The sequence below is a fragment of the Fimbriimonadales bacterium genome, from assembly GCA_035559795.1.
Taxonomy (GTDB): Bacteria; Armatimonadota; Fimbriimonadia; order Fimbriimonadales; family ATM1; genus DATMAR01.
Map to the genome: position 1 here is coordinate 102,437 of DATMAR010000013.1, position 25,212 is coordinate 127,648.

22 protein-coding genes are annotated in these 25,212 nt (G+C 47.1%); 18 read left to right on the forward strand and 4 right to left on the reverse strand.

Annotated elements, in window-relative coordinates:
• Nucleotides 1–9 precede the first annotated feature (9 nt).
• The 4 genes from VNK96_10200 to VNK96_10215 all read left to right on the forward strand — a co-directional run bounded on the left by VNK96_10200 (nucleotide 10) and on the right by VNK96_10215 (nucleotide 4,473).
• A complete protein-coding gene (locus VNK96_10200) occupies nucleotides 10–993 on the forward strand; it encodes a hypothetical protein (protein HWP32076.1) in 984 nt (327 codons plus the stop codon).
• Nucleotides 994–1,029: 36 nt separating this feature from the next.
• Nucleotides 1,030–2,691, forward strand: a complete 1,662-nt coding sequence (locus VNK96_10205) for an N-acetylmuramoyl-L-alanine amidase (protein ID HWP32077.1) — start codon at nucleotides 1,030–1,032, stop codon at nucleotides 2,689–2,691.
• Complete coding sequence (locus tag VNK96_10210; GenBank protein HWP32078.1) at nucleotides 2,669–3,235, forward strand: hypothetical protein; 567 nt, start codon at nucleotides 2,669–2,671, stop codon at nucleotides 3,233–3,235. Before VNK96_10205 ends, VNK96_10210 begins: the two co-directional genes overlap by 23 nt.
• 323 nt (nucleotides 3,236–3,558) lie before the next feature.
• The gene (locus VNK96_10215; GenBank protein ID HWP32079.1) at nucleotides 3,559–4,473 is read left to right on the forward strand and encodes a hypothetical protein; all 915 of its coding nucleotides are present in this window, start codon (nucleotides 3,559–3,561) and stop codon (nucleotides 4,471–4,473) included.
• A gap of 109 nt (nucleotides 4,474–4,582) precedes the next feature.
• On the opposite strand, the gene VNK96_10220 is transcribed toward VNK96_10215, so the two are convergent.
• The gene (locus tag VNK96_10220; GenBank protein ID HWP32080.1) at nucleotides 4,583–5,131 is read right to left on the reverse strand and encodes a phosphatase PAP2 family protein; all 549 of its coding nucleotides are present in this window, start codon (nucleotides 5,129–5,131) and stop codon (nucleotides 4,583–4,585) included.
• A 608-nt stretch (nucleotides 5,132–5,739) separates the two neighbouring features.
• Between VNK96_10220 and VNK96_10225 the strand changes: the two genes are divergently transcribed.
• From VNK96_10225 to tatC, 12 genes are all read left to right on the forward strand, one after another.
• Nucleotides 5,740–6,525 (forward strand): M15 family metallopeptidase, encoded by a 786-nt coding sequence (locus VNK96_10225; GenBank protein ID HWP32081.1) that lies wholly within the window; start codon nucleotides 5,740–5,742, stop codon nucleotides 6,523–6,525.
• Entirely contained in the window at nucleotides 6,500–7,039 is a 540-nt protein-coding gene (gene folK / locus VNK96_10230) for a 2-amino-4-hydroxy-6-hydroxymethyldihydropteridine diphosphokinase (GenBank protein HWP32082.1), read from the forward strand. Before VNK96_10225 ends, folK begins: the two co-directional genes overlap by 26 nt.
• Before the next feature lie 46 nt (nucleotides 7,040–7,085).
• The gene (locus VNK96_10235) at nucleotides 7,086–8,300 is read left to right on the forward strand and encodes a type II secretion system F family protein (protein ID HWP32083.1); all 1,215 of its coding nucleotides are present in this window, start codon (nucleotides 7,086–7,088) and stop codon (nucleotides 8,298–8,300) included.
• A gap of 60 nt (nucleotides 8,301–8,360) precedes the next feature.
• Nucleotides 8,361–9,470, forward strand: coding sequence for a J domain-containing protein (locus VNK96_10240; GenBank protein HWP32084.1), 1,110 nt, complete (start codon nucleotides 8,361–8,363; stop codon nucleotides 9,468–9,470).
• Between the two features lie 12 nt (nucleotides 9,471–9,482).
• Nucleotides 9,483–10,289, forward strand: coding sequence for a ribonuclease H-like domain-containing protein (locus VNK96_10245; protein HWP32085.1), 807 nt, complete (start codon nucleotides 9,483–9,485; stop codon nucleotides 10,287–10,289).
• 132 nt (nucleotides 10,290–10,421) lie between these two features.
• Nucleotides 10,422–11,615, forward strand: a complete 1,194-nt coding sequence (locus VNK96_10250; GenBank protein ID HWP32086.1) for a tetratricopeptide repeat protein — start codon at nucleotides 10,422–10,424, stop codon at nucleotides 11,613–11,615.
• A 97-nt stretch (nucleotides 11,616–11,712) separates the two neighbouring features.
• A complete protein-coding gene (locus VNK96_10255) occupies nucleotides 11,713–13,209 on the forward strand; it encodes a tetratricopeptide repeat protein (GenBank protein HWP32087.1) in 1,497 nt (498 codons plus the stop codon).
• A 26-nt stretch (nucleotides 13,210–13,235) separates the two neighbouring features.
• Nucleotides 13,236–13,670 carry a hypothetical protein gene (locus VNK96_10260; GenBank protein HWP32088.1) on the forward strand — a complete coding sequence of 145 codons (435 nt, stop codon included), beginning with the start codon at nucleotides 13,236–13,238 and terminating at the stop codon, nucleotides 13,668–13,670.
• A 162-nt stretch (nucleotides 13,671–13,832) separates the two neighbouring features.
• Complete coding sequence (locus VNK96_10265) at nucleotides 13,833–14,261, forward strand: OsmC family protein (GenBank protein HWP32089.1); 429 nt, start codon at nucleotides 13,833–13,835, stop codon at nucleotides 14,259–14,261.
• The gene (locus VNK96_10270) at nucleotides 14,234–14,896 is read left to right on the forward strand and encodes an O-methyltransferase (protein HWP32090.1); all 663 of its coding nucleotides are present in this window, start codon (nucleotides 14,234–14,236) and stop codon (nucleotides 14,894–14,896) included. Before VNK96_10265 ends, VNK96_10270 begins: the two co-directional genes overlap by 28 nt.
• 88 nt (nucleotides 14,897–14,984) lie before the next feature.
• A complete protein-coding gene (locus VNK96_10275; protein HWP32091.1) occupies nucleotides 14,985–16,421 on the forward strand; it encodes a hypothetical protein in 1,437 nt (478 codons plus the stop codon).
• Between the two features lie 34 nt (nucleotides 16,422–16,455).
• Nucleotides 16,456–17,265 carry a twin-arginine translocase subunit TatC gene (tatC, locus tag VNK96_10280; protein ID HWP32092.1) on the forward strand — a complete coding sequence of 270 codons (810 nt, stop codon included), beginning with the start codon at nucleotides 16,456–16,458 and terminating at the stop codon, nucleotides 17,263–17,265.
• A gap of 507 nt (nucleotides 17,266–17,772) precedes the next feature.
• Here the strand turns inward: tatC and VNK96_10285 are convergent.
• Complete coding sequence (locus tag VNK96_10285) at nucleotides 17,773–19,902, reverse strand: prolyl oligopeptidase family serine peptidase (protein HWP32093.1); 2,130 nt, start codon at nucleotides 19,900–19,902, stop codon at nucleotides 17,773–17,775.
• A gap of 153 nt (nucleotides 19,903–20,055) precedes the next feature.
• Here VNK96_10285 and VNK96_10290 point away from each other — a divergent pair, with 153 nt between their 5' ends.
• Entirely contained in the window at nucleotides 20,056–22,317 is a 2,262-nt protein-coding gene (locus VNK96_10290) for a DEAD/DEAH box helicase (protein HWP32094.1), read from the forward strand.
• A gap of 243 nt (nucleotides 22,318–22,560) precedes the next feature.
• A complete protein-coding gene (locus VNK96_10295) occupies nucleotides 22,561–23,283 on the forward strand; it encodes a hypothetical protein (GenBank protein ID HWP32095.1) in 723 nt (240 codons plus the stop codon).
• 76 nt (nucleotides 23,284–23,359) lie between these two features.
• Here the strand turns inward: VNK96_10295 and VNK96_10300 are convergent, their stop codons facing one another.
• Nucleotides 23,360–23,893 (reverse strand): DinB family protein, encoded by a 534-nt coding sequence (locus VNK96_10300; GenBank protein HWP32096.1) that lies wholly within the window; start codon nucleotides 23,891–23,893, stop codon nucleotides 23,360–23,362.
• A 270-nt stretch (nucleotides 23,894–24,163) separates the two neighbouring features.
• Entirely contained in the window at nucleotides 24,164–25,177 is a 1,014-nt protein-coding gene (locus tag VNK96_10305; GenBank protein HWP32097.1) for a DUF6569 family protein, read from the reverse strand.
• Between the last annotated feature and the right edge of the window lie 35 nt (nucleotides 25,178–25,212).

Genomic DNA, 25,212 nt, shown 5'->3' on the forward strand with positions numbered 1-25,212 from the left:
AGGAATACTGTGGGGTTTCAGCCGAATCGTTTGGTGTTGGAAGGTGACCAGTTACTGGTAGTAGAAAATTTTTCGCACCTCCCAAAAATGCGTTTGTCTTTCAGACCTGCTCGGAAAAGGCTGTTTTCTGAAGAGCCTAACGTTTCTAATTTATCCGTAGAACTCAGCAAACCAGCCTTTGCTGCGTTGGTTCGTAAAGACGACCTCGATGCCACACCTTTACTCGTTTTCGAAACGGAAACCGTTAGCGCTGGAATACGAGAACTTTATCGAAACGCCGACATTCCTTTCGTGGAGGTAGAAGGGACGAGTTCACGAGGGCTTTTCCGGTTCGAACGAGCCGGTTTCTCAGCCAAATTGCAGTTCGATAATCGCGGTGAAGACCAAGCCGTTGAATCCGTGATTCGATGGTCGGAGACGGCTCCGAAGAATCGCGCTGGGCGTCTGGTTCGCTCAGAGGTCGAGAAAGTCGTTCTCAAAGCCTTGTCTTCGTTTGCAGACGAAATGGGATTGAACATCAATCATCAAATCCCTTTCGGTTATGCAGTGGGATATCGTCCTGACTTTCCGAAGCAAATCGCCCGACATACGATTGAAATGGCTTTGTCATTGAATTCGGACGTTAACCCACAAATCCCTATCGTGTTGCCCTTGCGGATTGTGGATGCTTGTGAAGACGAATGCTACAAGGCTTTTACAGAGGAAGACCAATGTGTGGCTGAGTATGTTTGTACTGCAGGGATGCCTATGGGTGCGATTCAACCAGTGGAAAAAGACGTCTTTAAACTCACCTACAGCGTGGATGATATCGAAGAGATGAATATTCGCTTGGATGATGTAGACAAATGGATAATGGGTCTACGCAAATTCGTCGAACACGCGTTATTCACGCTCGGTTTGTCTCGGAAAGAGAAAGGTTCGAATGATTCCGATGGCGCTAATGATTCGGATGACAGCGAGCCTAAAGCTCTAAGTTCGAACGCATCTATCTGAACGGATTCGCTTTTTTTACCGACAAGGAAGTTAACAATGAGATGCACGTTAGTCGTGCTGCTGCCATGGATGGTCTGCACCGCTTACGGTGACAGACTTGCCTCTGTCACGTTGGATTTTCCTTCCGGTGAATCGAATTTTCCTGCAGTTCGTTTCGGGGAAGAGTGTTTGTTACCGTTGAATGCAACGAAACGACTGGGATGGAAAGTGAAAATCGAAGGGGAATCGGCAACGGTTACATCGAATGGGAAAAGCATAAAAACGGGCATTAGAAAACTCGACAAGCAAAATTATCTACCGGTGCGTACTGTAATTTATTCCATGGGGGGCTCGACTGAATGGAATAGAGAAAAGACAAAACTTCGCGTGTTTTCGATACTGGAAAGGATTCGAGTAGTAAAGAACGCGGTTTCGGTCGAATGCACATTGCCATCGAAAGCGCGCGTATTTTCATTGAAAAATCCAAATCGTGTCGTGATGGATTTTCAAAACACCCGGATAGACCCAAAAAAACCGCCGAAAGTTATCGGAAATATTCGCTATGGTCAATTCAATCCCGATACGCTTCGAGTCGTTGCAGAAGTAGATGCTCAGCCTTCTTCGATTCGCGTTTCTTCTCACGGTAATGCTGCGAAAGTAGAATGGAAAGACGCTAAAGTGATAATTTCGTCACCGAATCGAGCGAATTCGATAAATTCTACAAATTCGACAAATTCGACAAACTCGACGAACTCGACTAATTCTCCGTCTGATGCGGAAAAACCGAATGAAACACTCGAAAAAGTATTTTTAAAATTGCCCATCATCGAATCGGATGACGAAAAAGAATTCCTCATTCGTTTGCCTTACGAAGGGAAATTGCCTGCGCAACCTCGAATTGTTCGAGAAAAACCGAACGTTTATCGCATAGAAATCCAAAACGGAGAATGGTCGGAAGAACTTCCGAAAGTTTCCCTGCGAAGCGGAATCCTGTCTCAGGCGGATTTCACGAACGCGAATGGTTATCAAGTGATGACTTTCGAATTGACGAGACCGATGACCTACACGCTTTCTTCACAGCCGGGTGAAATTGCACTTCGTTTCGTTCCTCCGAAGAATAGCGAAGGTTCTCTTTTCGAGAAACTGGTCGTTATAGATCCAGGGCATGGAGGAAGCGACCCAGGAGCACGTCATGTATCGAGCGAAGAAACGTTGAACGAAAAGGAATTCAATTTAGAGATTGCGAAATTGCTCACAGAACGTTTGACTCAGGAAGGCTGTGCAATCATCCTCACGCGCGATGACGATTATTTCGTCGAACTCTACACGCGCTCTGCTATCGCTAATTTGAATTCGGCACATTTTTTTATCAGCATTCATATCAATTCGAACACGGTAGCGAACAGTCGCTCCGGAACGACGACGTATTATCACGGGGATAATCAGGATTCGAGGTTATTGGCGGAATGCATCCAATCGCAAATTGTCGCTGCTACCGGACTGCCGAATTTAGGCGCCCAGAGCGATACCAGGGTCTATGCGAACGGCTTTGCGGTGCTTAGGCATTTGAAGGTGCCGGGCGTTCTCGTCGAAGTCGCGTATATTAACAATGATTCAGACCGAGAACTTTTGAAGCAGAAGGAATTTCGAGAAAAGGTCGCAGAAGGAATCGTAAATGGATTGAGGTTGTATCTCGGTGAAACGAAAGAAAAAAAATAAGAAAAACACGCAAGGCATTTTAGTGGCTTTGGCGCTCATCGCGCTCGCTTCGTTTGCGGGCTTTGCGGCTTACGTGCGTTTCGGTCCAGCAGGGGAATACTCCCGGATGGAAAAGACGAAGTTGGAGGTCATCAAGAAAGAGCGAAAGAAACCGGCCTCGGAGCGTATCGAAGAATCGCTGCAGGTTTACGTACCTCGTCCTTTCGCGAGGGGGGGGAATGTAGAATGGACTTTCGAAATCGTACAAGCGCAGCATGGGGTAGACCCTGTCGTTCTCGCTGTTAATCGTTTTTTGGAATCTTCGAAAATCGCTCCAGGCGCGAAACTTTTAGAAGTTCGATATCGTGGAGAGAACGCAGAATTAGAATTCGAGAACTTATTCTCTTCGGGTTATGGGACGGATGACGAGCAGACGCTTTTAAAGGGAATCTTGATTGCAGTTTCCGAGAACAGCAAAGCGAAAACCGTTACGTTTTACGAAAAAGGAAAGCTGGTTCGCTCACTAGGGAACATAGAACTGGAAATACCCCAGCCTGTTCGTTGAGAATAGTTTGAATGTGAAATACAAGTCTCAAAGTGGGTAATATTTAATTGTTAAGGAATATGCTTTTCAATCCGAGTTTTGTAGACCAAAACAATACTAGCCCTCAAAGATATAATGAACGAGATTTCGAATACTTGCAAAGATCGGGTCGGCCCGAGGCAGCGAATATCCGGGCACTTCTGGAAACATGGTTTGTAGATTACCCAGACGAACACAAAAAAGATTTATATAAACGAATGATCGCGCGAGAACCCGATTTTCTGAGTCCATTTTTCGAACTAATGCTACATGCGCTATTCCGAACAGTCGGTGCGGAGATATTCGTGCATCCGAAAGTTTCTGAGAACTCAGATAAACGACCTGATTTCCTCATACGACTTTCAAACGACTTTGAATTTTATTTGGAAGCTGTCTTAGCACGCGGTCAGTCAGACAAAGAGAGCAAACATCAAGCTACCTTGCGCGAAGTCTATGACATAATCAACCGGAATCTAGAGTCACCAGAATATTTATGGGAAGTGACCGTGCTAGAACATGGCCATGCCCCTATAAGTGGAAAACAAATCGTTTATGAGATTGGGAAATTTAGGAAAGGAATCTCTTATAGCGAGGTTATGGAACAGTGTCAAAAGCATGGTCTAAATAAAACACCTATACGATATATATTTGAACAAGGCGGGTGGAGGCTTGAGTTTATCCCAATACCAAAAAAGGAAGAATGTATTGGAAAGAGTAATCACAGACCATTAGGTGTATTCAGTATGCCCAAGGTAGTACGTTGCAAGGATGATGATGATATTAGGAAAGCTGTAAACTCTAAGGTTAAGCATCACTCTATTGATGGCAAACCTTATATTATAGCGGTAAATGCGTGCAATCGGAGTGCCCAATCAGAAGACTTCATGGATGCACTTTACGGTTCAGGGGTGCTGAATATAACTACGTATTCTTATGGAAGTCATCAACTAAAATTTACAAGAGCCTGCGATGGAGTTTGGCTTGACAAACGTGGGCACCCAAAGAATTCTAATCTAATAGCAGTTCTTGGTGTGCGCAAACTTACACCATGGACTATAGAAAGCGCAAGTCTAATTGCATTTGAGAATCCATATATCTCATACCCACCAAAGGCAAGAATAGCGGGGTTGCCAAGATATGAAGTTGCAGATGGTATGTTGAACTTTGTGGAAGGTAAGACCCTTGGACAATTGTTCAAACTTCCTTGGGAATGGCCATAGGGTATTACCAGAATTTGAATCTATATATTGCATCCATAAATTAGTAGTTTTTGAATAATAGGGATACGCATAAGAATATTGATCTGTAAGGCGATAAATTCAAGATTTCTTATCTCGAATTTTTTCTCGCAATAAAATACACGACCCCGTCCCAAACTTTTATCACGACCCATCCGGATAAGAACCCCCCCATCCATCCGACGAGAACTTGCGAAGGATAATGTGCACCTACATAAACTCGTGACACGCCTACGAGAAATGCGATGACAATCCAAATCCATCCCCACCTTCCCAAGCGATAACACATCACCGTTGCAACCGCAGCCATTGCCGCGGCATGCGCGCTCATAGCCCCCGGACTCGAAAGATAATCCACCAACAACCGGCAATCGAGTAGTTCCGTACACGGTCGAGGGGAGTTAAGGAAGTTTTTTACGATATCGCTCAATTCGTTGGCGATAGGAAAGGCAATCGCACTTTGTATCGCTGCAGCACGAGAACGACTTCCGATAATCAGCATGGCGAAAAAGACTACGCCCAACAAAACCCTCAATGGCCAGTCTCGAATTCCCGTGCTCAAAAATATAAAAAAGCCATCGAGCGGTTCCCAACCTCTGTTTATCCAGTAAAACAGCGCTGTATCGAAATCCCCTCGCATGTGCAATTATATGCCACAACCAATTTCTTGCAACAAGATATTTTAGGCGTTGAAGAGAGGAATCTGTGCTTTTTTCGTTTTTGTTTTTGATGCCTCAACTGCTCCTGCAGTTGAGGCTTTTGATACGTTTATATGCCACAAACGAGTTCATTTCTTTTCAATTCCATGTATGAAAATCTATAAGTAACCCGGTTCCCCTTCGAGCGTAGCGAAGAGGGGGAACCTTTAAGGAGGGGGTCAAATAAATTTTCAATTTTTCAAACAAGATGCTTTATTTTTTGATGCCTCAACTGCTCCTGCAGTTGAGGCTTTTGATGCGTTTGTCCTCGAAATAAACTCAGAAAAAAGAAAAAACCCCCTCCGTAGGGTTCCCCTGCTTGCGCAAGGAGAACCGGTTTGTAAAAGACATCTATCACTTGTTCGAGACGAATTTAAATTTTTTGATGCCTCAAATTTCTTGATGCCCTCAACTGCTCCTGCAGTCGAGGCTTTTGATATATTTGTCCTCGAAATAAACTCAGAAAAAAGAAATACCCCCTCCCTAAAGGTTTCCCTTGCTCACAAGGGGAACAGGTTTGTAAAAAAACATTTCATCAGCAAGGAAGGCGATGAAGAATTCCGATGAAGGGTCCTATTCGGAATCGGGTATTTTTCAAATCCTCATGTCGCCGCATGCGTATCTTCATAGGAAGGTTTCTCCGAACGAACCTGTTTCGGAATTGCGAAAAATCAAAATCATCGAATGCGGCGAACCTTTGGTAGATTTTTTAGAAATGTGTCCTGAAATTTTATGGGCGAAGCCCGTTTGGAATTACACGCGTGAGCATTTATTGAGGCTGAGCGTTGCCGAGCGTTTATGCAAGGCGGCTCGGAATTTGCCGAAAGGCTATCGCCTGGCAGTCGTCGAAGGATGGAGGCCGTTGCATATCCAAAGAAGAATGCATCTCTCTGCTTATCTGCGTTGGAAGGAAAGGCATCCCGATTGGAGCCCTGCACAACTCAAAAGGTTTACGAATCGCTTCACCGCTCCGATCGACAAAAAAGTTCCGCCCCCCCATACGACCGGCGGTGCAGTAGATGTTCGTTTGTGCGATGAAAACGGAAATGAACTCGACATGATTTCACCTTATAAGACCGGTGAACCTCGTGCATATCCTTTTGATGCAAAAAATCTTTCAAAGGAAGCGAGAAAGAACCGTCGGATACTAAAAGAAGTAATGGAATCTGCAGGAATCACGAATTATCCGAGCGAGTACTGGCATTATAGTTATGGAGACCAGGGATGGGCGTATCGTGGTGGTCACCCCTATGCAATTTACGGGCTCATCGAACCTCCCGGTTACAAGCCCCCCCAAGGCGAGGATGTAGATGAACCTTTGGAGTTCGTCCGGTAGTATGCTCGCTTATCTCGGATTGGGAAGTAATCTCGGGCACAGAGTAGAAGCCCTGCTTCGCGCAATGATTCTCCTCGAAGAAAATGCTGGTTCGATTCGTAGAATTTCGCGAATTTACGAAACCGCACCGCTTTATGTGGAAGAACAGCCGAGTTTTCTCAATATCGTTTTAGAACTCGAAACTTCGTTAGCACCTAAAGAACTTTTGCACGCCGCAAAGAGGATCGAAAGCCAACTCGGGCGCAAAACCAGAGCGCGGTTTCACGAGCGAGAAATCGACATAGACATGGTTGCGATGACGGATTCTTCGGGAAACATCATTACATATCATGATGAAGAACTGACCCTACCTCATCCCCTCGCAAGCGAACGGCGTTTCGTTTTAGAGCCGTTGGCTGAACTCGCTCCGCATTTACAAATTACCGACTGTATGACTGTGGCGAAGGCGCTCGAGCAAGTCGCTGTCCAATCGCAGGATGTGAGAATTTTTTCTTCCGTCGAGAAGGCTACCTGAGGGAATCCTTCGAACAACCGTCTAATGTATTAATAAGTGGGGATTTATGCCGACGAAGACCTTTACATACGTTGCGCTCGATAAAAGTGGCTCACGAACGACTGGAGTCCTCGAAGCCCCGTCCGAAAGCGCTGCTCGAATGCAACTTCAGAACATGGGTTTGTTAGTCGAAACCCTTCAGGAAGGAAAAATCGAAAGCGATAAAAGAGGAGCCCTCTCGAAGCACGTCGTCGGTCCGATTATCGGAAAAGTTTCCCTCGAAGTGCTCGAGAGGTTTTATTCCCAACTTTGGTCAATGTATCGGGCAGGGGTTCCTTTAGTTCAAGCGTTGGACACGTTAGCGGCGAGTCAGACGAGCGGAAAAATGCGGCATGTCGTCAAAGATTTGCGCGATTTCGTTTTGGAAGGCAAAAAACTCTCTCAGGGGATGGAGAAATATTTCGAAGTGTTCGGTCCTCTTCAAATCAGTTTGGTGAAAGTCGGCGAAAAAGCAGGTGCTTTGGAAAATAGCTTCGCACAAATTCGAGATTATCTGCGCCGTGAAATCGAACTTAGAAATGCAATTAAGCGTTACACGTTTTATCCAAAAATCGTCGTGGCATTCGCGATATTGATGCCGATCTTCGTCAATATCATCGTATCCTCTATTGCTTCTGCCAGAGGTGGTCTGGCGATTCCTATTTTTTCGCTCGCCGGGCAATGGTGGTTTTGGTATTTGGTCTTCATAGCGGGGGGGATTTATATCTTTTTCCGGTGGGGGATTCAGTATGCACCGATTAAGTATTTCTACGACAACATCTTATTGGCGTTGCCTTACATCGGTTCTACGGTTCACATGCTCACGATGGCAAAATTCAGTCGAGCCTTTAGCGCTCTGTACGGAGGCGGGGTTCCGATTGCCGATGCCGTCGTTCTTTCCGCAGATGCATGTGGCAACGAGGTCATCCGCAGAAAAATCCTTCCTGCAGCGCGATGGCTGCAAGAAGGAAAAGGAATCGGAGCGAGTTTCGAAAAAACGGGTGCTTTCACTTCTATCGCTCTCCAAATGACCTATACAGGTGAACGAAGCGGAAACATAGAAGCGATGATGGACAGCATGGCGGAGCAATACGAAGACGAAGCGGCAGTTAGGCTTCAGAAGTCCACCCAAGTCATTACGCTCGCTGTGTATCTTCTCGTCGCTGCGCTGGTTGCTTACATCCTAATTCAATTTTGGACCGGCTACATTTCAAAGGTTACGCAAGCGGGGGATTTCGAATAAAAGAGTTCGAATAATAAAAAGATTTCGAATAATAAACGAATAATAAAATAGAGCGATCGAGTGGAACTACCGAAAACCTATTACGAAATTCTCGGCATCAGCGAAAACGCGACGATGGAGGAAATTCGACGCGCTTATCGCCTATTAATCATGAAACTTCATCCGGATCGCGCAGGAAAAGACTTTCGTATGGAGCGATTCGTGCAAGTTCAAGAGGCGTATAAAACGCTTTCGAATCCTGTTCGAAGAAGGCATTACGATGAAACTCTTCGTCATCGGCGCATTTCGCATACGAGGCAAGAAACAAAAAGAACGCAACAAGAGACTCCGAAACCTCGATATCAATATGAAAGAAGAGACCCCGGTCATGCACAAAAACCTCCGAGCGATTTGTCCGCCCGTGTTGCGGAAGCGGCGGCTTTATTCTCGCAAGGAAAATACGAGCGTGCGGAATCCACTGCGCGTTGGATTTTAGAGCGCGACCCCCGTTCTGCGATGTCCCATGCGATTTTAGGAGATATAGAACGTTTTCGGGGAAATTTGGAAAGTGCGCTAAAACACTACGCCTATGCCATTCAGTTCGCACCTCGGAATATTACGTTTCAAATACGATACGAAGGGCTTCTTCGCCAAGTAAGTACGATGGAGAATGCGCGCCAGCAGACACAAAGTTCGAGGTTGGTATCTCCTTTGTTCGTGGTCGCTCTCGTTACGTTTTTAGCGAATTTGTATGTAGGAATATCCCGAGAAGCGCCTTTATTGCAAGCAATCCCCCCCATTGCTTCGTGGTCACTCGGTCTAATTATCATGATGTTTTTGAATGGTGTTTCCTTAGGAGCGACCCTTGCGACGAGTCATGTCGTTGACCGATGGGAAAGCATCGCGAGAGCGAGCACGGGGAGATGGAGCCAAGCGGCAACCTTGGGCATTGTGGCTTTGGTCAATTTTTGGTTTTCTGCTGGTTTGTATCTTTTGTTGGGCTTCGTTCAGCGTTCATACACCTTTAGCGTTAGTCGTTTGGTTTCCGGAGTCGCGATACTGACATTAATTTATGCATTCACAGCAGCCTTTTCGCCGACGTTGCAGCCGATGCAAACTTTGTTGTGGGGTGGAAACGTGATTTATTTGGGAGCCCTTTGCGGCTGGGCAGTTGCCGACGCTTTTCGGTAAAATTTTTTCGAGTTGCTGACTTCAACATTCGTTCACATTCCAGGCATCTCCTACGAAGAGGAGAGACTCCTCTGGTCGCAAGGCGCACGAACTTGGGCAGAGTTTCTCGCCTCGCCTTCTCGATGGAAACTCGAAAATATCTGTTTGCGAACGGCAGAGCGCATTATAAAAAATAGCCATAAGCGATTATCCATGCGAGATATTCATTATTTCGCTCGCAAACTTTCCCATCGAGAGTATTGGAGATTTTTCCCCGAGTTCGAATCGGATATCGCCTATCTCGATATCGAAACAGATGGAGGATTTTACGGCGATGTCATCACGATGATTGGCGTTTACGACGGTCAAGAGTATCGCTCTTTTATCGAAGGAATCAACTTGAGGGAATTTCCCGAATACATCGAGCCTTTCAAAGGTGTCGTTACATTTTTCGGGACATGCTTCGATTTGCCGGTTGTGAATCGTCAATTTGGCGGTGTCTTGAAGAAAAAAGTTCATATAGATCTTCATCCCCTTATGCGGCGTTTAGGGCAGAGGGGGGGCTTGAAGAAAATCGAGCGACGATTCGGAATCAGACGCAGTAATGATACGGAAGGGCTTACAGGTCGCCACGCTGTCCTTCTTTGGAAACGACACCGTAGAGGAGAAAGTAGCGCGTTGGATTTGTTGGTGCAATATAACAAAGAAGACGTGATGCACCTGAAAACTTTGATGCAAATCGCTTACGAGCGTCTTCGGAGGGAAGCCCTGGAGGCTTTCTGGTCAGACTCGGCTCCTCGAATATCCGTTAGGGTCGAGGATGGCTTGCCGTTACTTTAGAAATTTTCATTCAATCGAATTTCTCTGGGGTGCTTCGAGACGGAATAAAGTACAACTTCTAACGGGTAAACTCGCAGAAACATAGACTTCATGAGGGGCTAAACCCGTCTAAAGTCGTGGAGTTGTGACGTGATGGAATGTTCGAATTGCCAGGCTAAGAATGCTCAAGACGCTAAATTCTGCAATATGTGCGGAGAGAAATTAGAGGCGCCGGTCGTTTTGACCCCCGAAGAAACCGAATCTCTGCTCGCAGAGGGGTATAGCGCTATTCAAAACGATAAGCCGAGCGAAGCCCTCTATATCGCAGAAACGGTTCTCAAAGCCGACCCCAAAAACACTTCGGCTTTGGCACTGAAAGCCTTAGTACACGAGCAAAGAGAAGACCTCGAAACTGCCTTGAGCCTTTACGAGCAAATTCTTTCCCTCAAACCGGATTCCACTCTCGATAGAATTCGTTTGATTCAAATTCACAAACAGCTCGAAGCGAAAGCTCCGCTGGAGAGCATCGAGCAAAAAAGCCAAAGGTCACTGGCACTTTTAGCAGGGGCAGGTGCGTGTCTCACTGTAATCGTTTTGGGCGTCGTGCTTGCTTTGGCAACCTCGAAATCCTCGAGCGTGCCTAATACCGAAAAAGAGCGCTATGCCTCTAACCTGCCGCTCGGTTTCGAAATACCCGTTCAACAAAAAACGCCTCAACCTCAAAATCAACAAACACAGAATCCCCCCTCTTACGGTGCGCAGCAGAACGATCCATCCGCATCTCGCCAGCCGAATCCGTTTCCGTCGAGGATATGGAACCCCGGTCCTTTATCCATCACTCGTGATGCGGAATTACAACCGCTGCCAGACCCGTCTTCGGGGTCTTCGAATCCCAATTTAATGAATCAAACTCCCTCGGTTTCACCTTCGGTGATTTCTTCGGGAAATCAAAACACGAATCAAAATATAGTTACGGAAACACCGAAAGAGGACGAAAACATTCTCGAACCTCCGAAGCCCCCCCATCGTGGAATCGTAAAAATCCAAGTTTACGACGAGAACGAATCGGCGACGGATCCCGCTGCAGTCAGTGAAAATATTTATCGCATCGCGCAAAACAAAATGAAAGCGGGGGACTATCGAGGGGCTATCAAAGACTTTTTGGCGTCGCTCAATGGTTCGCAGAAACCCGCGCTCACGCACCAACTCATCGCTCGTTGTTATAAAGCACTCGGTGATAAAGAAAACGCTCGGCAACATTTCGAAAACGCGAAACGGCTCTATAAACAAGCCGGGCAAACGGAAGAAGAGAAGGCTTGCGAAAAAGAACTGCAACTTTTAGGGTGATTTCTTTTCGAGTCTTTATTAGAAAATGATTCGTTCATCATTGTGTTTCCTTTCGTTGTTTATATTCTGCTCGGGATACTCTTTCCCAAACTCTGTTTTGGAACGCCCGGCAGCGAACAATTTCTCGTTCCCAAACTCTGTTTGGGAACGCAATGCTAACACCACGCTTATCAAACCTTTAATCCTCATCTTTCAAGAAAGACAAATCGAGTTTACAGACACCGACCCGAATCTCGAAATCGCGATTCCCTTATCCGACGCTTTGAAAAACACAGGAAAAGTGATTGCGGCTTTAGTCAATCAAGCCGACCCCTACGTCGCTGCTGCTATTCAAGACGGTTTGTTTCGCTGGCAAGACCCCCCGACACGAGAGCATGCCTTTCGTCTCGCCAGAGTCATCAAAGCGGATTACCTCGCCATCGTAAAAGCCACTGCAGTGGGGGGGCTCGTAAACGGGAAAATAGAGCTTTATCAAAACTCGAAACTTGTGTTTCAAGACACGAGCACGACGTCGATCATCAAGGAGGGGCAACTCGATAGGGAATCCTCTGCGCTTTCGTTGGCGAATAGTTGGACCACCAAGCTCGAAGTCGGTCCTTTCAAAAATTTGCTTCCTCCGCCAGACGTGGAAAATCCCCCCCCTGGCGAAGCTACCTATAAACCGAGTCTGCCCATCGAGCCGGACAAGCGTCCTTTCGAAAACGGAAAAATTGCATTGAATGCGGGCAGAACGACCGAGGCGATTTCTCTTTTGCGCGAATCGGTAGATGCCGATCCGTTTCACATCGAGGCAAGACTTTTATTGATCGAAGCTCTGCGCAGGGAGGATAAACCGTTCCTCGCCGCAGAGGAAGCGATTCGAGGCGCGAGACTTCTGAACGACAATCCCGACTTACTCCTTTCCGCCGCTGAATCCTATCTTCAGGGGGGGCAATTCGATAGTGCCATGAAACTGGTGGAAGAAGCCTTAGCCAAAGATCCCCTCAATGCCGATGCTTATGTTTTGAAAGGCGATTTGCTTCTCGGCTCTTTGCAATATACAGAGGCGGTCGAAGCCTACAACCAAGCGCTTACGCGAAAGGAGGAAGGTGAGACGTTTTATAAAAGAGCCCAAGCCTACATCCTCATGGGAGAATTCGAAAAAGGCTTGCAGGACATCGAAAGTGCAAAAAAAATCGGGTTCTCCGAAGAGCCCGTTCATCGTCTCCGTCGCTATCGTCGAAATGTGCCCTCTTTGGATTCCGTTTTTATCAGTCTTTCTACGGGGGTCAGCAATTTAATCAAAGAAGCAGGTGCGTTTCCGGAAACCCCGGAATTATTACAGAAGTGCCAAGACCTCAAGAAGCGGTGTACGCTTTTTTCCGAGTATTTGGAGCGTCTCAATCCCGTCCCGATAGAGCACGAGAAATCCCACTCTCAACGCAGTTTGGCATCTATATTGCTTATTCAATCGTTATCGAGTTTGCAGAAGTTTCTTTCCGAAAAGAATGAGCATGCGCAAGGGGATGCTTCGCTCCTTCAAGTAGAAGCGATGCGGGAATTTGCAGCAGCCCAGCAACAATACAGGCAAGAACTCAACAAACCGAGCTTATAAAACTTTATTTTTTGGAGAAAGGCAGGATGGAGCAAATTGTTCTTACCTTAGTTTTGACTTTGCTTTTGATTATAGCGTCATCGGCTTTGACGGTGATCGTTTTTTCTCTCGTTGACCGTTACCGCACTTATGCGAAAGCACCGGAAATGGGAACACAACTTTGGCTTCGACAAGGCGGAAGAGTTTATTACACGTATCTTTTAGAAGCGGACAAAGAAAAGCATCTTTGGAAAATCGCCACGCCTCGAGAGGTTTCCGGCTCTTTATGTGTTTTCCCAGCGAAACATTGTTTGGTGCAATTTTCGACCCCTAAAGGAATCGGTTTGTTTCTGACGGAAATTCTCGCTGATTCGAATACTTCCCAATCTTATTTGCGAGCGCCGTATAAGATTCGTTACCGTAATCCTCTCGAAATCCCGAACGAACTCTCGATTTCTGAATTATCGAAATTGCGACAGTAGAAAACTCTAAAGTTCACATGCTTGTTTGCATCGCGCCTTAGCGCTCCACAAAATGCAATTGATTTTATATGGCATCGCGTCTTACAGCGCTCCTAAAAGACGGGATTGTGTGCTTAAGTGGAACGAAAACGAGGTAGAAGCATTGGTTGTATAATTTCGTTCATGAAAGCGCAATTGGAATGGAAAGGGGGAATGGTATTTTACGCCTATCCACCTTCTGGCTACGAAATTCACTTCGATGCTCATCCTGATTTCGGCGGGCAAGGCAAAGGTTCTCAACCGATGGAAACGCTTCTTTGCGCCGTTGCAGCATGCACAGCAATGGATGTGATTTCCATTTTGCAAAAGAAAAAACAAAAAATAACATCCTATCGCTTAGAAATCACCGGCGAGCGTCCTCCGGAAAACACATACCCGCGCCCCTTTACGAAAGTAAAAATCCGTCATATCTTAGAAGGTCCCGAAATCGCAGAAGAAGCGGTTCAACGCGCTGTACAGTTAAGCGATGAAAAATACTGCGGCGCGAGTGCAACGCTTCGACATCAAACGGAGGTCACCGCGGAATGGGTAGTCAACCCCCCGACTCCTTGAACGAATATCTCGAAAAACTCGAAGCGCATTCGCATCCCGTTCTCGAAGAGATGGAGCGTCTTGCAAAGGAAAAAGATTTTCCGATTATCGGGCATCAATGTGGAAAACGTATGGCAATCCTCGCCCATGCAATCGGAGCGAAAAGGGTATTCGAAGTCGGTTCAGGTTTCGGCTACTCCACACTTTGGTTCGCGATGGCGGTGGGGAGTGATGGAGTCGTAATGCATACCGAATTCGATGAGAAAAACAGTAATTTAGCCCGCGAGTTTTTAGGCAAAGCGGGTTTATCTGACCGTTGCCGATTTTTGATTGGGGACGGCTTGCTCTTGCTTCAAAAAGAGCGAGGTCCGTTCGACTGTATCCTAATAGATTGCGATAAAAAGCAGTATCCTCTCGCACTTCAAGAGGCGGTGGCGAAACTCCGTGTTGGTGGGCTTCTCTTCGCCCATAATGTGATTTGGAGCGGAAGAGTTGCTTCGCAAGACAATGAGCCCTCTACGGAGGCTATCCGAAAATACAATAAGGAGATCATGGGTCATCCCGAGTTGCTGAGTTATATCGACCCCGTTCACGATGGTTTAGCCGTGAGTGTGAAAATTCCCCTTGGTTTGAAGCAGAATTGGCATCTCGATTAGGGATTTCAGTGACCTATGACTCGGTGAAAACGTCCAAAAAGGTGAATAACCTTCAGGTAAAATCAATAAAAGAAGGATGGTTCGGTCCATGAAAAAAATAGCAAGTTTGTCTTTATTCAGTGTCCTGTTCGTTTGGGCATACGCTCAGGCTCCATTTACTATAGTCAAGCCGGCCGAGGGGCAGACAGTACGTGAAGTTATCAAGATTGTTTTGCCAAAGGGAAGCGTCCCTCGTGGAACATACATCGGTGTCAGTCTGGATGGAAAGTTCATCGAGGCGACTCGTCCCGTTTACGATAAGAAACTCGATGCATTGGTTTATGCCTTAGACAGTAAGGCTCACAGAATCGCAGACGGTAAACACACCATCGCTCTCGTTCTTTACGCTCAGCAAGATGGAAAGCCGATCGTGGCGGACCGAACCGAGGTGACAGTCAACGTAGACAACACACCTGACATCAAAATCCCGAAAGACGGAATCCAAGTCAATTACAAATTCAAAAAGGGTATGACTTCGATTTATCGCCTCGACGTTCTCCAACTCGTCTCGACCCTCACTGAGGCGAAAAACCGAATGGGTGGTAAGGCAGCAGAATTTCCGGTGGGTATTGAATCGAGCCGTTTCCTCGTTGCTGTAGACGATGTGAAACCCGATGGCTCTGGACTCGTACGAATTCAGGTTCTTCCTAATCCCGGCAAAGACTATGCCGTTATCTCTGTCGGGGGCAAGCCTCCGGCAAAATACACATCCGAGACTTTTGCTCCGCTATATAGGCTGATCAAACCGAATGGTGCAGAAGTTTACGCCGATGCGCCGACATACTTCCCAGTAGAAGGACAGACCGGAACCTTCAATCCTCACGAAATCTATCTCTTGCTTCCGCTTCCTCAACTACCGACGGATAAAGTAAAACCAGGAGACCGATGGCAAACGGCAATTCTTTTCAACAATGATTTAGAAGAAATTCTGAAAACCGGGAAATCGGTCGTAAAAATTCCTGCAAGAGGTGAGTTCGTAGGCGTGGAATGGGAACGCGGTAAGCCATGTGCAAGGCTGAAATACAGTCTGGAACTTGCAGAACGAGCCAAAGAAACCGATGTCCTCGAACTCCAAGGTAGGGAATTCAAGTTCAACGAAAAACTTCGATTCGTTGAAGATGTATGGGTTAGTCTCGATGATGGCAAACTCGTAAGGATGGACAGCCTTATCGAAGCCGATTTCAAAGTTCCCGTTGGAAGCACCGGTGGTGCTGCCGCTGGCGGAGCACAGGCTGGTGCAGGCACGAGTGCAGGAGGACCAACAGCAGCAGGAGCGACATCGGCTGGCGGTGGACGCACGACAGGCGCAGGTACATGGGCGACTCCTCCTCAAACGGACCTCAAAGGCGGAGGTCAACGCGGTGGACTCGGAACAGTCGGCACGACCCCACCCGGGGCAGCGACTGGGCAAGGCAGAGCCGGCGCGCGAACTACCTACGTTTACATTCGCGAGAAATTCCTCTTCAAAGTAATCCTCGAAGGGTAATCATCGCTGAGGGTTTTGCGAATAACATAATAGGGTGGCAGTACCGACAAACCCTAAGTATTCTCCACCACGCGAATTCGACGAAGAGGAAGAACCCGAATCAGCGAAAGCGACGCTGGTCGAGCATTTAGAAGAACTGCGTCAATGCTTGACGCGTTCTTTGATTTTCATCGCGTTGGGCTGGCTCGTTGGATGGATTTTCGAACCCTACGCTTATGCTTCGATACGGCAACTTCTGCAAGAGGCAGCAGCCGGAAAAAACATCGAAGTAAAAGAAGTTTTCACACACGCCCCCGATGCGTTTTTCCTAAAACTTAAACTCTCTTTCGTTTTAGGATTGCTTTTATCCGCGCCTTTCGTCATTTGGCAGTTGTGGATTTATGTGCGTCCTGCTTTGAAGAAAAACGAGCGTCATGCTGTTCGCGCGGTCGTACCGTTTAGCATTGTTTTATTTTTTTCGGGAGTGGGTTTTTGTTTTGGAATTTTAAAACCTGCATTGAGTTGGTTTATCAGTTATATCGAGCAGTTTTTAGGCGCAGCGCTATATCAAGACCCTGGAAAGTTCGTCATTTTCGTAGTCAAAATGATGCTCGCTTTCGGATTAGGTTTCCAACTTCCTATTGCGATTTGGGTTTTGGCGAAAATCGGTTTGTTAACCGCTGAAAGTCTTTGGCGAAATTGGCGAATTGCAGTTGGGTTTATCATCATCGCATCGGCGTTGATAACACCGAGTGGAGATTTCTTCAGTTTGGCGATGATGGCGACTCCTTTAGCTCTCCTGTACTTCGGCGCAATTGCGGCAGTAAGAATCAGCGAACGTAGGAGTAGGAAACAGCAAACTTAAGCCTTTATTTTCGTGTATCCAATCTTAGAAAGCCTCAACTGCAGAGCAGTTGAGGCTTGAAAATAACAGAGATTTAGAGAAGAAAAGAAGAGGATAGATGTATCAATAAAGAGTATAGATGTATCAATGGAATCGGTTCCCCTTGCGTAAGCAGGGGGAACCTTTAAGGAGGGGGTTTTTCTATCTCAATGCAAATTTTACTGACCCCTTCCGTAAGGTTCCCCCTCTTCACTACGCTCGAAGGGGAACCGGTTTGAACTGATTTTTTAGGTTTTCTTTTTGACTAAGTCGTGTAAGAAGACGTAACTCACGAATAGCGTAAATGCATGTTTTTATTTTCGTGTATCCAATCTTAGAAAGCCTCAACTGCAGAGCAGTTGAGGCATGAAAATAACAGAGATTTAGAAAAAAAGAAGAGTATAGATGTATCGATAAGGAATCGGTTCCCCCTCTTCGCTACGCTCGAAGGAGAACGGTGCAAATTGATTCGTCTCGTTGCATTTTACTTTATCTTCCATAATCTTTCGGGAGCTTCATCTCGAAAACTCTCAGTAAAAACGATAACATGTCGGCGGCTAAATCTATTTGCTTGTCCGTCGGTTTGCCCATGCCGTGTCCAGCGCGCGTTTCGATGCGAATCAAAATCGGAGCATCCCCCCCTTGCGCCGCTTGCAATGCCGCCGCGAATTTGAAACTGTGAATGGGTACGACACGGTCGTCATGGTCCGATGTCGTAATCAAAGTCGGAGGATATTTCGTCCCTTGTTTGATTCGATGATAGGGTGAATAAGCGTAAAGCCAACGAAAAGCATCCGGGTCGTCGGGAGAACCGTATTCTGTCGTCCATGCCCAGCCGATGGTGAATTTATGGAAACGTAGCATGTCCAAAACACCGACGTCGGGCAGTGCGGCACCGAATAATTCAGGCCTTTGCGTGAGAACAGCGCCGACGAGCAGCCCACCATTACTGCTTCCGTGTATCGCCAGTCTTCGAGAATTCGTGTATTTGTTTTTAATGAGCCACTCTGCGGCGGAGATGAAATCATCGAAAACATTCTGTTTGTTTTGTAATTTACCGGCTTCATGCCAAGGAACGCCATACTCACCGCCCCCCCGCAGACATGCGACGGCGTACACTCCGCCTAATTCCAGCCAACCGGCGACTTCCTGTGAGAACCATGGTGTCAGCGAAATTCCGAATCCTCCGTATCCATAGAGAAGCGTCGGATGATTTCCTGTAAGCCTGAGGTTCTTTTTGTGCGTGATGAAAAGAGGTACCCGAGTGCCGTCCTTGCTCGTGTAAAAAACTTGCTTCGTAATATACTTTCCTGAGTCGAACGAAATCTTCGGCGCTCGAAAAGTTCGGCTTCTTCGTTTTACGATATCGTAATGAAAAATCGTCAACGGCTTCAAGAAAGAAGTGTAACCGTAAAAAGTCTCTTTGTCTTTTCTTCTTCCTTCGAATCCATATGCTGAGCCGACGCCAGGGAGTTTGATTTCCGATTCGAATTTACCATCGAGTCGAAAAACTTTGACCATGCTTTGAGCATCTTTCAAATATCTCGCAATGAAGCGGTCTCCTACCAATGAAACCGAATCGAGTGTGTCGCGTGTTTCCGGTATTACCGTTTTCCAGTTTTCTTGCGATGGATTGCGAACGTCTATTGCGACGAGTCTCCAAAAGGGAGCGTCTTTATCGGTTCGAATCCAAAAAATCGATCCTTCGTTTCCTACGAAATGATACGCGGCGTCTGCTTTATTCAGTAATTCGACTACTTTCGAGTTAGGCTCGGTCAAATCTTTGTAAAACAAACGATTTTCTCGTTCTGTGCCTTTCCAAATCATGAGAACGAGATATTTTCCATCCTCGGTTACATACGGTTCGAAAAACCACTCCTTTTCATCCGGTCTTTCGTAAACGAGGACATCGTCACTCTGTTTCGTTCCGAGACGATGATAAAAAATCTTGTGATAGTAATTTACGGATTCAAGTTCTTCTCCCGGTTTTGGCTCATCGTAACGTCCGTAATAAAATCCTCTCGAGTCTTTCGCCCATTCTGCAGTAGAAAATTTCGACCATTTCACACGGTCGGGTCTGTCTTTGCCTGTGCTTACTTCGCGCACACGCCACTCGATCCAATCCGAGCCTCCATCGGAGATTCCGTAAGCGAGGTATTTTCCATCCTCGGAAACGGAATACGACACGACAGCGATCGTTCCGTCTTTCGAAAGTTTATTCGGGTCGAGTAAAACGCGAGGCTTATCCCTCAGCGAGTCCATAACGTAAAACACACTCTGTTTTTGCAATCCTGAGTTTTTCGTGAAGAAATATTTTTCGCCTCGTTTGAAAGGGATTCCATAACGCTCGTAGTTCCATAAGGCTTTCAGTCGGGCGCGAATTTTCGAACGCTCGGGAATTGCGCTGAGGAAGGAATTCGTCAACTCGTTTTGTGCCCGAATCCACTTTTTCGTTTTTTCGGAGTCGAGGTCTTCCAGCCAGCGATACGGGTCCGAGACTTTGACTCCGTGAATTTCCTCTACGAAATCCATACGCTCTGCCGCAGGGTACTTAAATTTGGTCTGGGATTGGCTATTAGTCATAAGAATCGTCACGAGTATAGACGTTAGCAAGGTCATGTTAGTCATTTACCTAAAAACCGACTCGAAATTCAATGAATTTCTTTTTCAAAGGCGGCAGGGGGGGCGGACTTGCGCGCTTTCCCACCCATTAGAATCCAGGCTCGTCCCGTAAAAAACTCGCTCCGAATTCTGGAGTAAAATCTTCCCGCTTTGATTCATCGGGAAACTCGTCTTTTTGCGCCGGAAGAAATCTTGAATGCCCTTCGAGAGTTGCCTTTTTACGAGGGGCAAATCGAAAACGCGCCTTGCACACTTCCACGGGAAGCCGAATATGCAGAACCGGAACGACCTATGCATCCCGTTCTCGAAAAACGCTTGAGAGAAATCGGAATCGAACGACTGTATTCACACCAAGCGACCGCTTTCGACCTCGCTACTGCGAAGAAGGACATCGTTGTAACGACTGGTACCGGTAGCGGAAAAACGCTTTGTTACAATCTGCCCGTCTTGCATGCGTTGCTTTCCGAGCCAGCGGCGAAGGCTTTATATTTGTTTCCCACTAAAGCGCTTGCGCAAGATCAATTAGGCAAACTGCGAGAATTGACGCCACCCGGAATCGAAATGCAAACATACGATGGCGATACCCCGCTCTCCGAACGAGCCTCGATTCGCAAAAAAGCACATATTATTTTGAGCAACCCCGACATGTTGCATGTAGGCATCCTTCCGAATCACACATCGTGGATTAAATTTCTCAAAAATCTGAGATTCATCGTTATTGATGAACTTCATGCATATTCGGGTGTTTTCGGCTCACATGTCGCGCTGGTGATTTCGCGCCTGCTGCGTTTATGTGCGTGGCATGGAAATCGTCCGCAAATCATCGCTTGCAGTGCGAGCATACGAAATCCGTTAGAACTTTTCCGTTCGCTCACGGGGAGGGATGCGGAACTCGTAGACCGCGATGGTTCTCCGAGAGGAATTCGCATGTTCGTTTTTTGGAACCCCCCTCTGATAGGAGAAGGATATCGCAGAAGTTCCATCACGGAAACCGCTCGATTGATGAGCGCGCTCGTTCGAATGGGAATTCGCGCATTGGTGTTCTCTCAATCGCGCATCGCTGCCGAGTTGGTGCTTTCCTATGCAAGAAAAGAACTCGAAGAAGAGGCTCCTGCTTTATCGAAAGTCGTGGAAAGTTATAGGGGGGGCTATACTCCGCAAGAACGAAGGGAAATCGAGCGGAGACTGTTTCATGGAGACTTGTTCGCACTGAGCACGACGAATGCAATGGAATTAGGCGTGGATATCGGTTCTTTGGATGCCGCTGTGATTAACGGGTATCCGGGTTCGGTTTCTAGTTTGCGGCAACAAGCAGGACGCGCAGGGCGAGGGGCGAGAGACGGTTTGGCAATTTTTATCGCGCGAGATGACCCTTTGGAGCAGTTTCTCATGCGCCATCCGGAGATAGCACTGGAAGGAAAAGCGGAATCCGTGAGGGTTCACCCGGGGAATCCCTATGTTTTAGCACCGCATCTGATCTGTGCCGCTCACGAAAGGCCGATTTCCGTGTCGGAATTGGAAGTGTTCCCCCCCCAAGCTCTCGATACTCTCGAAAGTTTGGAAAAAGAAGGGACGTTGGAACGTCGTTCCGGCATGTGGTTTTTCCCGCAATCAGAATCGCCTGCATCGAAAATCAACTTGCGTTCTTCGGGACGGGAGTTTACGATTTTTTCGGAAGGAGAAGTTCTCGGAAGTTTGGAAGAGTGGAGAGCCTATCACAGCGCTCACGAAGGGGCAATTTATATGCACAGGGGGGAGAACTATCTCGTAAAAGAATTGGATTTGCGAGCCGGAAAAGTCGAAGTGGAAAATGTGGTAGCCGACTATTATACGCAATCTCTCGTCACGACTTCGGTATATCCAGATGTGGAAATACGGCGAAAGGAATTTTCAGGGGGGGGATTGACTTTTTTAGGCCTTACGGTGACGAATACGGTGGATGGTTATTTGAAAAAATCTATGAAAACGAACGAAGTGCTGGCTCGTGAAGGATTAGATTTACCTCCTTATTCTTTCCAAACGCTCGGGTTGTGCTTCGATATTCATTGTTGCGACGAAGGGGATGAGAATTGGATTTGCGGTGTGCATGCTCTCGAGCATCTTTTGGTTGCCCTTGCTCCCGTCGTCGCTCGTTGTGAGCCGCGTGATTTAGGTAGCGCCTATTATCCGTTTTGGCTTCCCACCGCATCGCCGGCGATTTTCGTGTTCGATTCCGTGCCAGGGGGGGCTGGAATATGCGAGGCTCTATACGAAGAGGCAGAGGATTGGATCGCGCACGTGCAAGAGCAGCTCGCAAACTGCCGCTGTCGAGAGGGGTGTCCTTCTTGTATTTTCAGCCCCCGCTGCCCCTATTCGAATCAGTCCTTGAGCAAGCCCTACGCGCAAAGAATAATCTCTGCCCTTGTCAAGTAGTCTTTTGCATGCCTTTTTGTATGTTTCGTATGCCTCACTGCTCCTGCAGTTGAGGCTTATCGCAATCAAGCGTTGTGCCCAAAAATGACCTCCAGTCGCCTGGAAAAAACATAGATATTTTTACGAGTAACTCCCTCCTACAGTTGAGGCTTCTTGCTACCATAGGTATTTTTACGAGTAACTATTCGGCTAAAGGGTCGTATCTATAAGATGTATGGAAAGTAACTCCATGGAGGTCTGGTTATGAGACTTTTATCCATAAGCGCCGTAATGTTCCTTTGTGTCTCGGGGCTTGCGCAGAGCGTCGAGCAAATCATGCAACGTCATGGACTGAGTTGGGAAGAGGCTCTCGCCGCCCGTCTCTTAGCAGACGAAGTTCAAGCGCCAATTCCTGCGCTCATCGAAGCGCGAAAGTCCACTGGATTAGACATTTTTCGACTCGCCCCAGCAGCCGTTATTCAACCTAGGACACCTCAAAATCCAGCCGCCTTGCATGCCAAGGGACATGGCTGGGGTGTGATTGCACATAGGTTGGGGATTCATCCCGGAACGTTCAACAAGATGCGAAAAGGCTTGAAAGATGTGCCCGATCGGGATTTGGAAGACGATATTTGGAGACGCATTCTCATCCGTAGATACGGGATCTCTGAATCGGAATTGAATCGCATCCGTAAATCGCGCAATTGGAACGATATCGTCCCAGCAGTCCATATTTCGAAAACTAAACGCATTAAGATTGACTCTCTTGTCACCAGACGAATGGAAAGTTGGGACAGGTATCGAAGAACGAATCGAGTCCCCTTAGACCCACCGGTGATAAGCGGAAAAGATAAGCAACAACCTACGACACCAGGCTTAGGCAAAGGCTTGGGCAAAGCCGATGACAAAGGCGGCTTACGCAAAGATGATGACAAAGGTAAAGGTAGGGGGAAAGGTAAAGGCAAGAAAGATAGGGAAGACGATTAGAACAACGTGAAATAAGTTCGATTCAGCCCCCCTATCCGGGGGGGCTGTGCTTTTATATGCTTTTGCGATTGCGAATTTACCAGAATGGCTCGTTCGCGCAATATTTTCGGATGTCTTCTGCGACCGAGGGGGGATGTTTGTCGGTTTCCGTTAATGCATAGCGTAGCATTGCGATTTGCCCTGCATGATAGGAATCGTGTTGAATTACCGTGTAAATAATTTTCCAAGTCGGTCGAGGGTTGCCAGAAGTGTGTATGCGCTCTACATCTAAGTCGTCGTCTTTGAGATTCTCCCACGAGGAAACCCAATACTGATGCGCTTCGGCGAGATAATCGAGAGCGGCTTTCCAATTCGGTTCGAATGTTTCCACTCGTTTCGCACAGTCGCGCCATAGGATTTCTGCGTTTCGAAAAGCAGCGCTCGCGTACATGATTTTACAAGTCGCAATGTGTAAAACGATTCCGTGAATAGAGCCATCAGAATGCAAATAGTCAGCCCCCCCTTGAGGTAAAACTGCCCACGATAATTTTTCCGATACACCATCGAGAGCTTCGAGAAGTTCCGAATAGGAATACTCTGCTGCACGGAGAAGAGTATCGATAGCGTTCATAGGGCAACGTTACCCCGCAAGGAAAATCTCGTTTTGTGATCTTGAGAATCGTTTCGTTGCTCAAAGTAAGAAGCCTCGACTACAGGAGCAGCTGAGGCATAGAAAATCTTGAGAATCGAGAATTGATCAGGTTCGTTGCTCAAAGAAAGAAGCCTCGACTGCAGGAGCAGTTGAGGCATAAGTAAAGAAATTGATCACGTTCGTTGCTCAAAGAAAGAAGCCTCAACTGCAGGAGCAGTTGAGGCATAAAGTGCTCGAGTAGAGCGGAATTCACCTTCCTCCTTTTCCGGGCTTATAGGTTCCATGACCGAAACCCGCCCCGAAGCCGCCTTTGTACTCCGTGCTTCCTGCTTCGACTCCGATGACTTTACCGTCTCGAATTCGCCAACGAGTGCTATTCGAGTCCTCGTCCGCCATCATTCGTTTTGCCGATAGAATGTCCCGGAGAAATGCATTGCATTTTGCCAAATCTACTGGCTTAGTGTTCTTCGCTTTGTTGAGTTTCGCTTCCATCGCGTAACTTTCCAGCAGTTTCTTGCGATTTGCAGTGAAAAGCGCACTGTTCGCAAAAAGTTCGGCGGAGCGAATTTCTCCGTTCATCCAAACGATGAAGCCGACAGCATTCGGAGATTTTTCGAATGCTTTATCCAATTTCTCTGCTAATTCCGTTACTTCTTTTTTCAGTTTGGGTTGATTGAGAGCACCTTGAATCGTTTTCGTAGCAGGCGCAGCGCCTGCTCGCTCGTTCGCTTTGTCTACTTCAGCCCAAACTTCGGACTGGCTTGCCGTTTCGTATGCGGCTTCTCGAACATTTTGAGGGACGTACCCAGCCCCCCCTGAAAACTTCACGTCCTTTCCGTGCCAGCGTCCATGTTCTACGCAAAAGACGGCGACGTCGTAGGTTTCGCCGGGGGGGATAATCGTGTCTTTTGCCACGATGCGGTCTTGCTTGCCACCGAGCAAGAGTTCTCCCGCGAATAAAATGAGAGGTAGACGAGCCTTGTTGCGTACCCGAAGGGTGTTTACGGATTCTTGCCCGGGTAATTCTATGATTTCCACTAAGCCACGCTTCACCGCCTCCGCGAGCGTGATGTATTTGTGAGGATTGATTGCCTTGTTAGATTCGATAGGGATGACAGCGATGCTTCCCGCCTGGACGGGCTTACCGAGGTGGAAACTCTCTTTCGCGTCAATTTGCGGAAAGATTTCTGCTTGTGCGAAGAAGACGAAAATTAGGGATAGGGTGATGAGAAATACAATGGTATTGAATGATCTGCGCTTCATCTTTGCCTCCTTGGAAATACCTCCGATACTCCAGA

Bases quoted from the DNA above. Each gene is read 5' to 3' on its own strand.
- VNK96_10250 (HWP32086.1), top strand. From the start codon at position 10,422: ATGGAATGTTCGAATTGCCAGGCTAAGAATGCTCAAGACGCTAAATTC.
- VNK96_10265 (HWP32089.1), top strand. From the start codon at position 13,833: ATGAAAGCGCAATTGGAATGGAAAGGGGGAATGGTATTTTACGCCTAT.
- VNK96_10305 (HWP32097.1), bottom strand. From the start codon at position 25,177: ATGAAGCGCAGATCATTCAATACCATTGTATTTCTCATCACCCTATCC.
- VNK96_10225 (HWP32081.1), top strand. From the start codon at position 5,740: ATGAAGAATTCCGATGAAGGGTCCTATTCGGAATCGGGTATTTTTCAA.
- folK (HWP32082.1), top strand. From the start codon at position 6,500: ATGAACCTTTGGAGTTCGTCCGGTAGTATGCTCGCTTATCTCGGATTG.
- VNK96_10205 (HWP32077.1), top strand. From the start codon at position 1,030: ATGAGATGCACGTTAGTCGTGCTGCTGCCATGGATGGTCTGCACCGCT.
- VNK96_10275 (HWP32091.1), top strand. From the start codon at position 14,985: ATGAAAAAAATAGCAAGTTTGTCTTTATTCAGTGTCCTGTTCGTTTGG.
- VNK96_10285 (HWP32093.1), bottom strand. From the start codon at position 19,902: ATGACCTTGCTAACGTCTATACTCGTGACGATTCTTATGACTAATAGC.
- VNK96_10300 (HWP32096.1), bottom strand. From the start codon at position 23,893: ATGAACGCTATCGATACTCTTCTCCGTGCAGCAGAGTATTCCTATTCG.
- VNK96_10270 (HWP32090.1), top strand. From the start codon at position 14,234: ATGGGTAGTCAACCCCCCGACTCCTTGAACGAATATCTCGAAAAACTC.
- VNK96_10295 (HWP32095.1), top strand. From the start codon at position 22,561: ATGAGACTTTTATCCATAAGCGCCGTAATGTTCCTTTGTGTCTCGGGG.
- VNK96_10220 (HWP32080.1), bottom strand. From the start codon at position 5,131: ATGCGAGGGGATTTCGATACAGCGCTGTTTTACTGGATAAACAGAGGT.
- VNK96_10260 (HWP32088.1), top strand. From the start codon at position 13,236: ATGGAGCAAATTGTTCTTACCTTAGTTTTGACTTTGCTTTTGATTATA.
- VNK96_10235 (HWP32083.1), top strand. From the start codon at position 7,086: ATGCCGACGAAGACCTTTACATACGTTGCGCTCGATAAAAGTGGCTCA.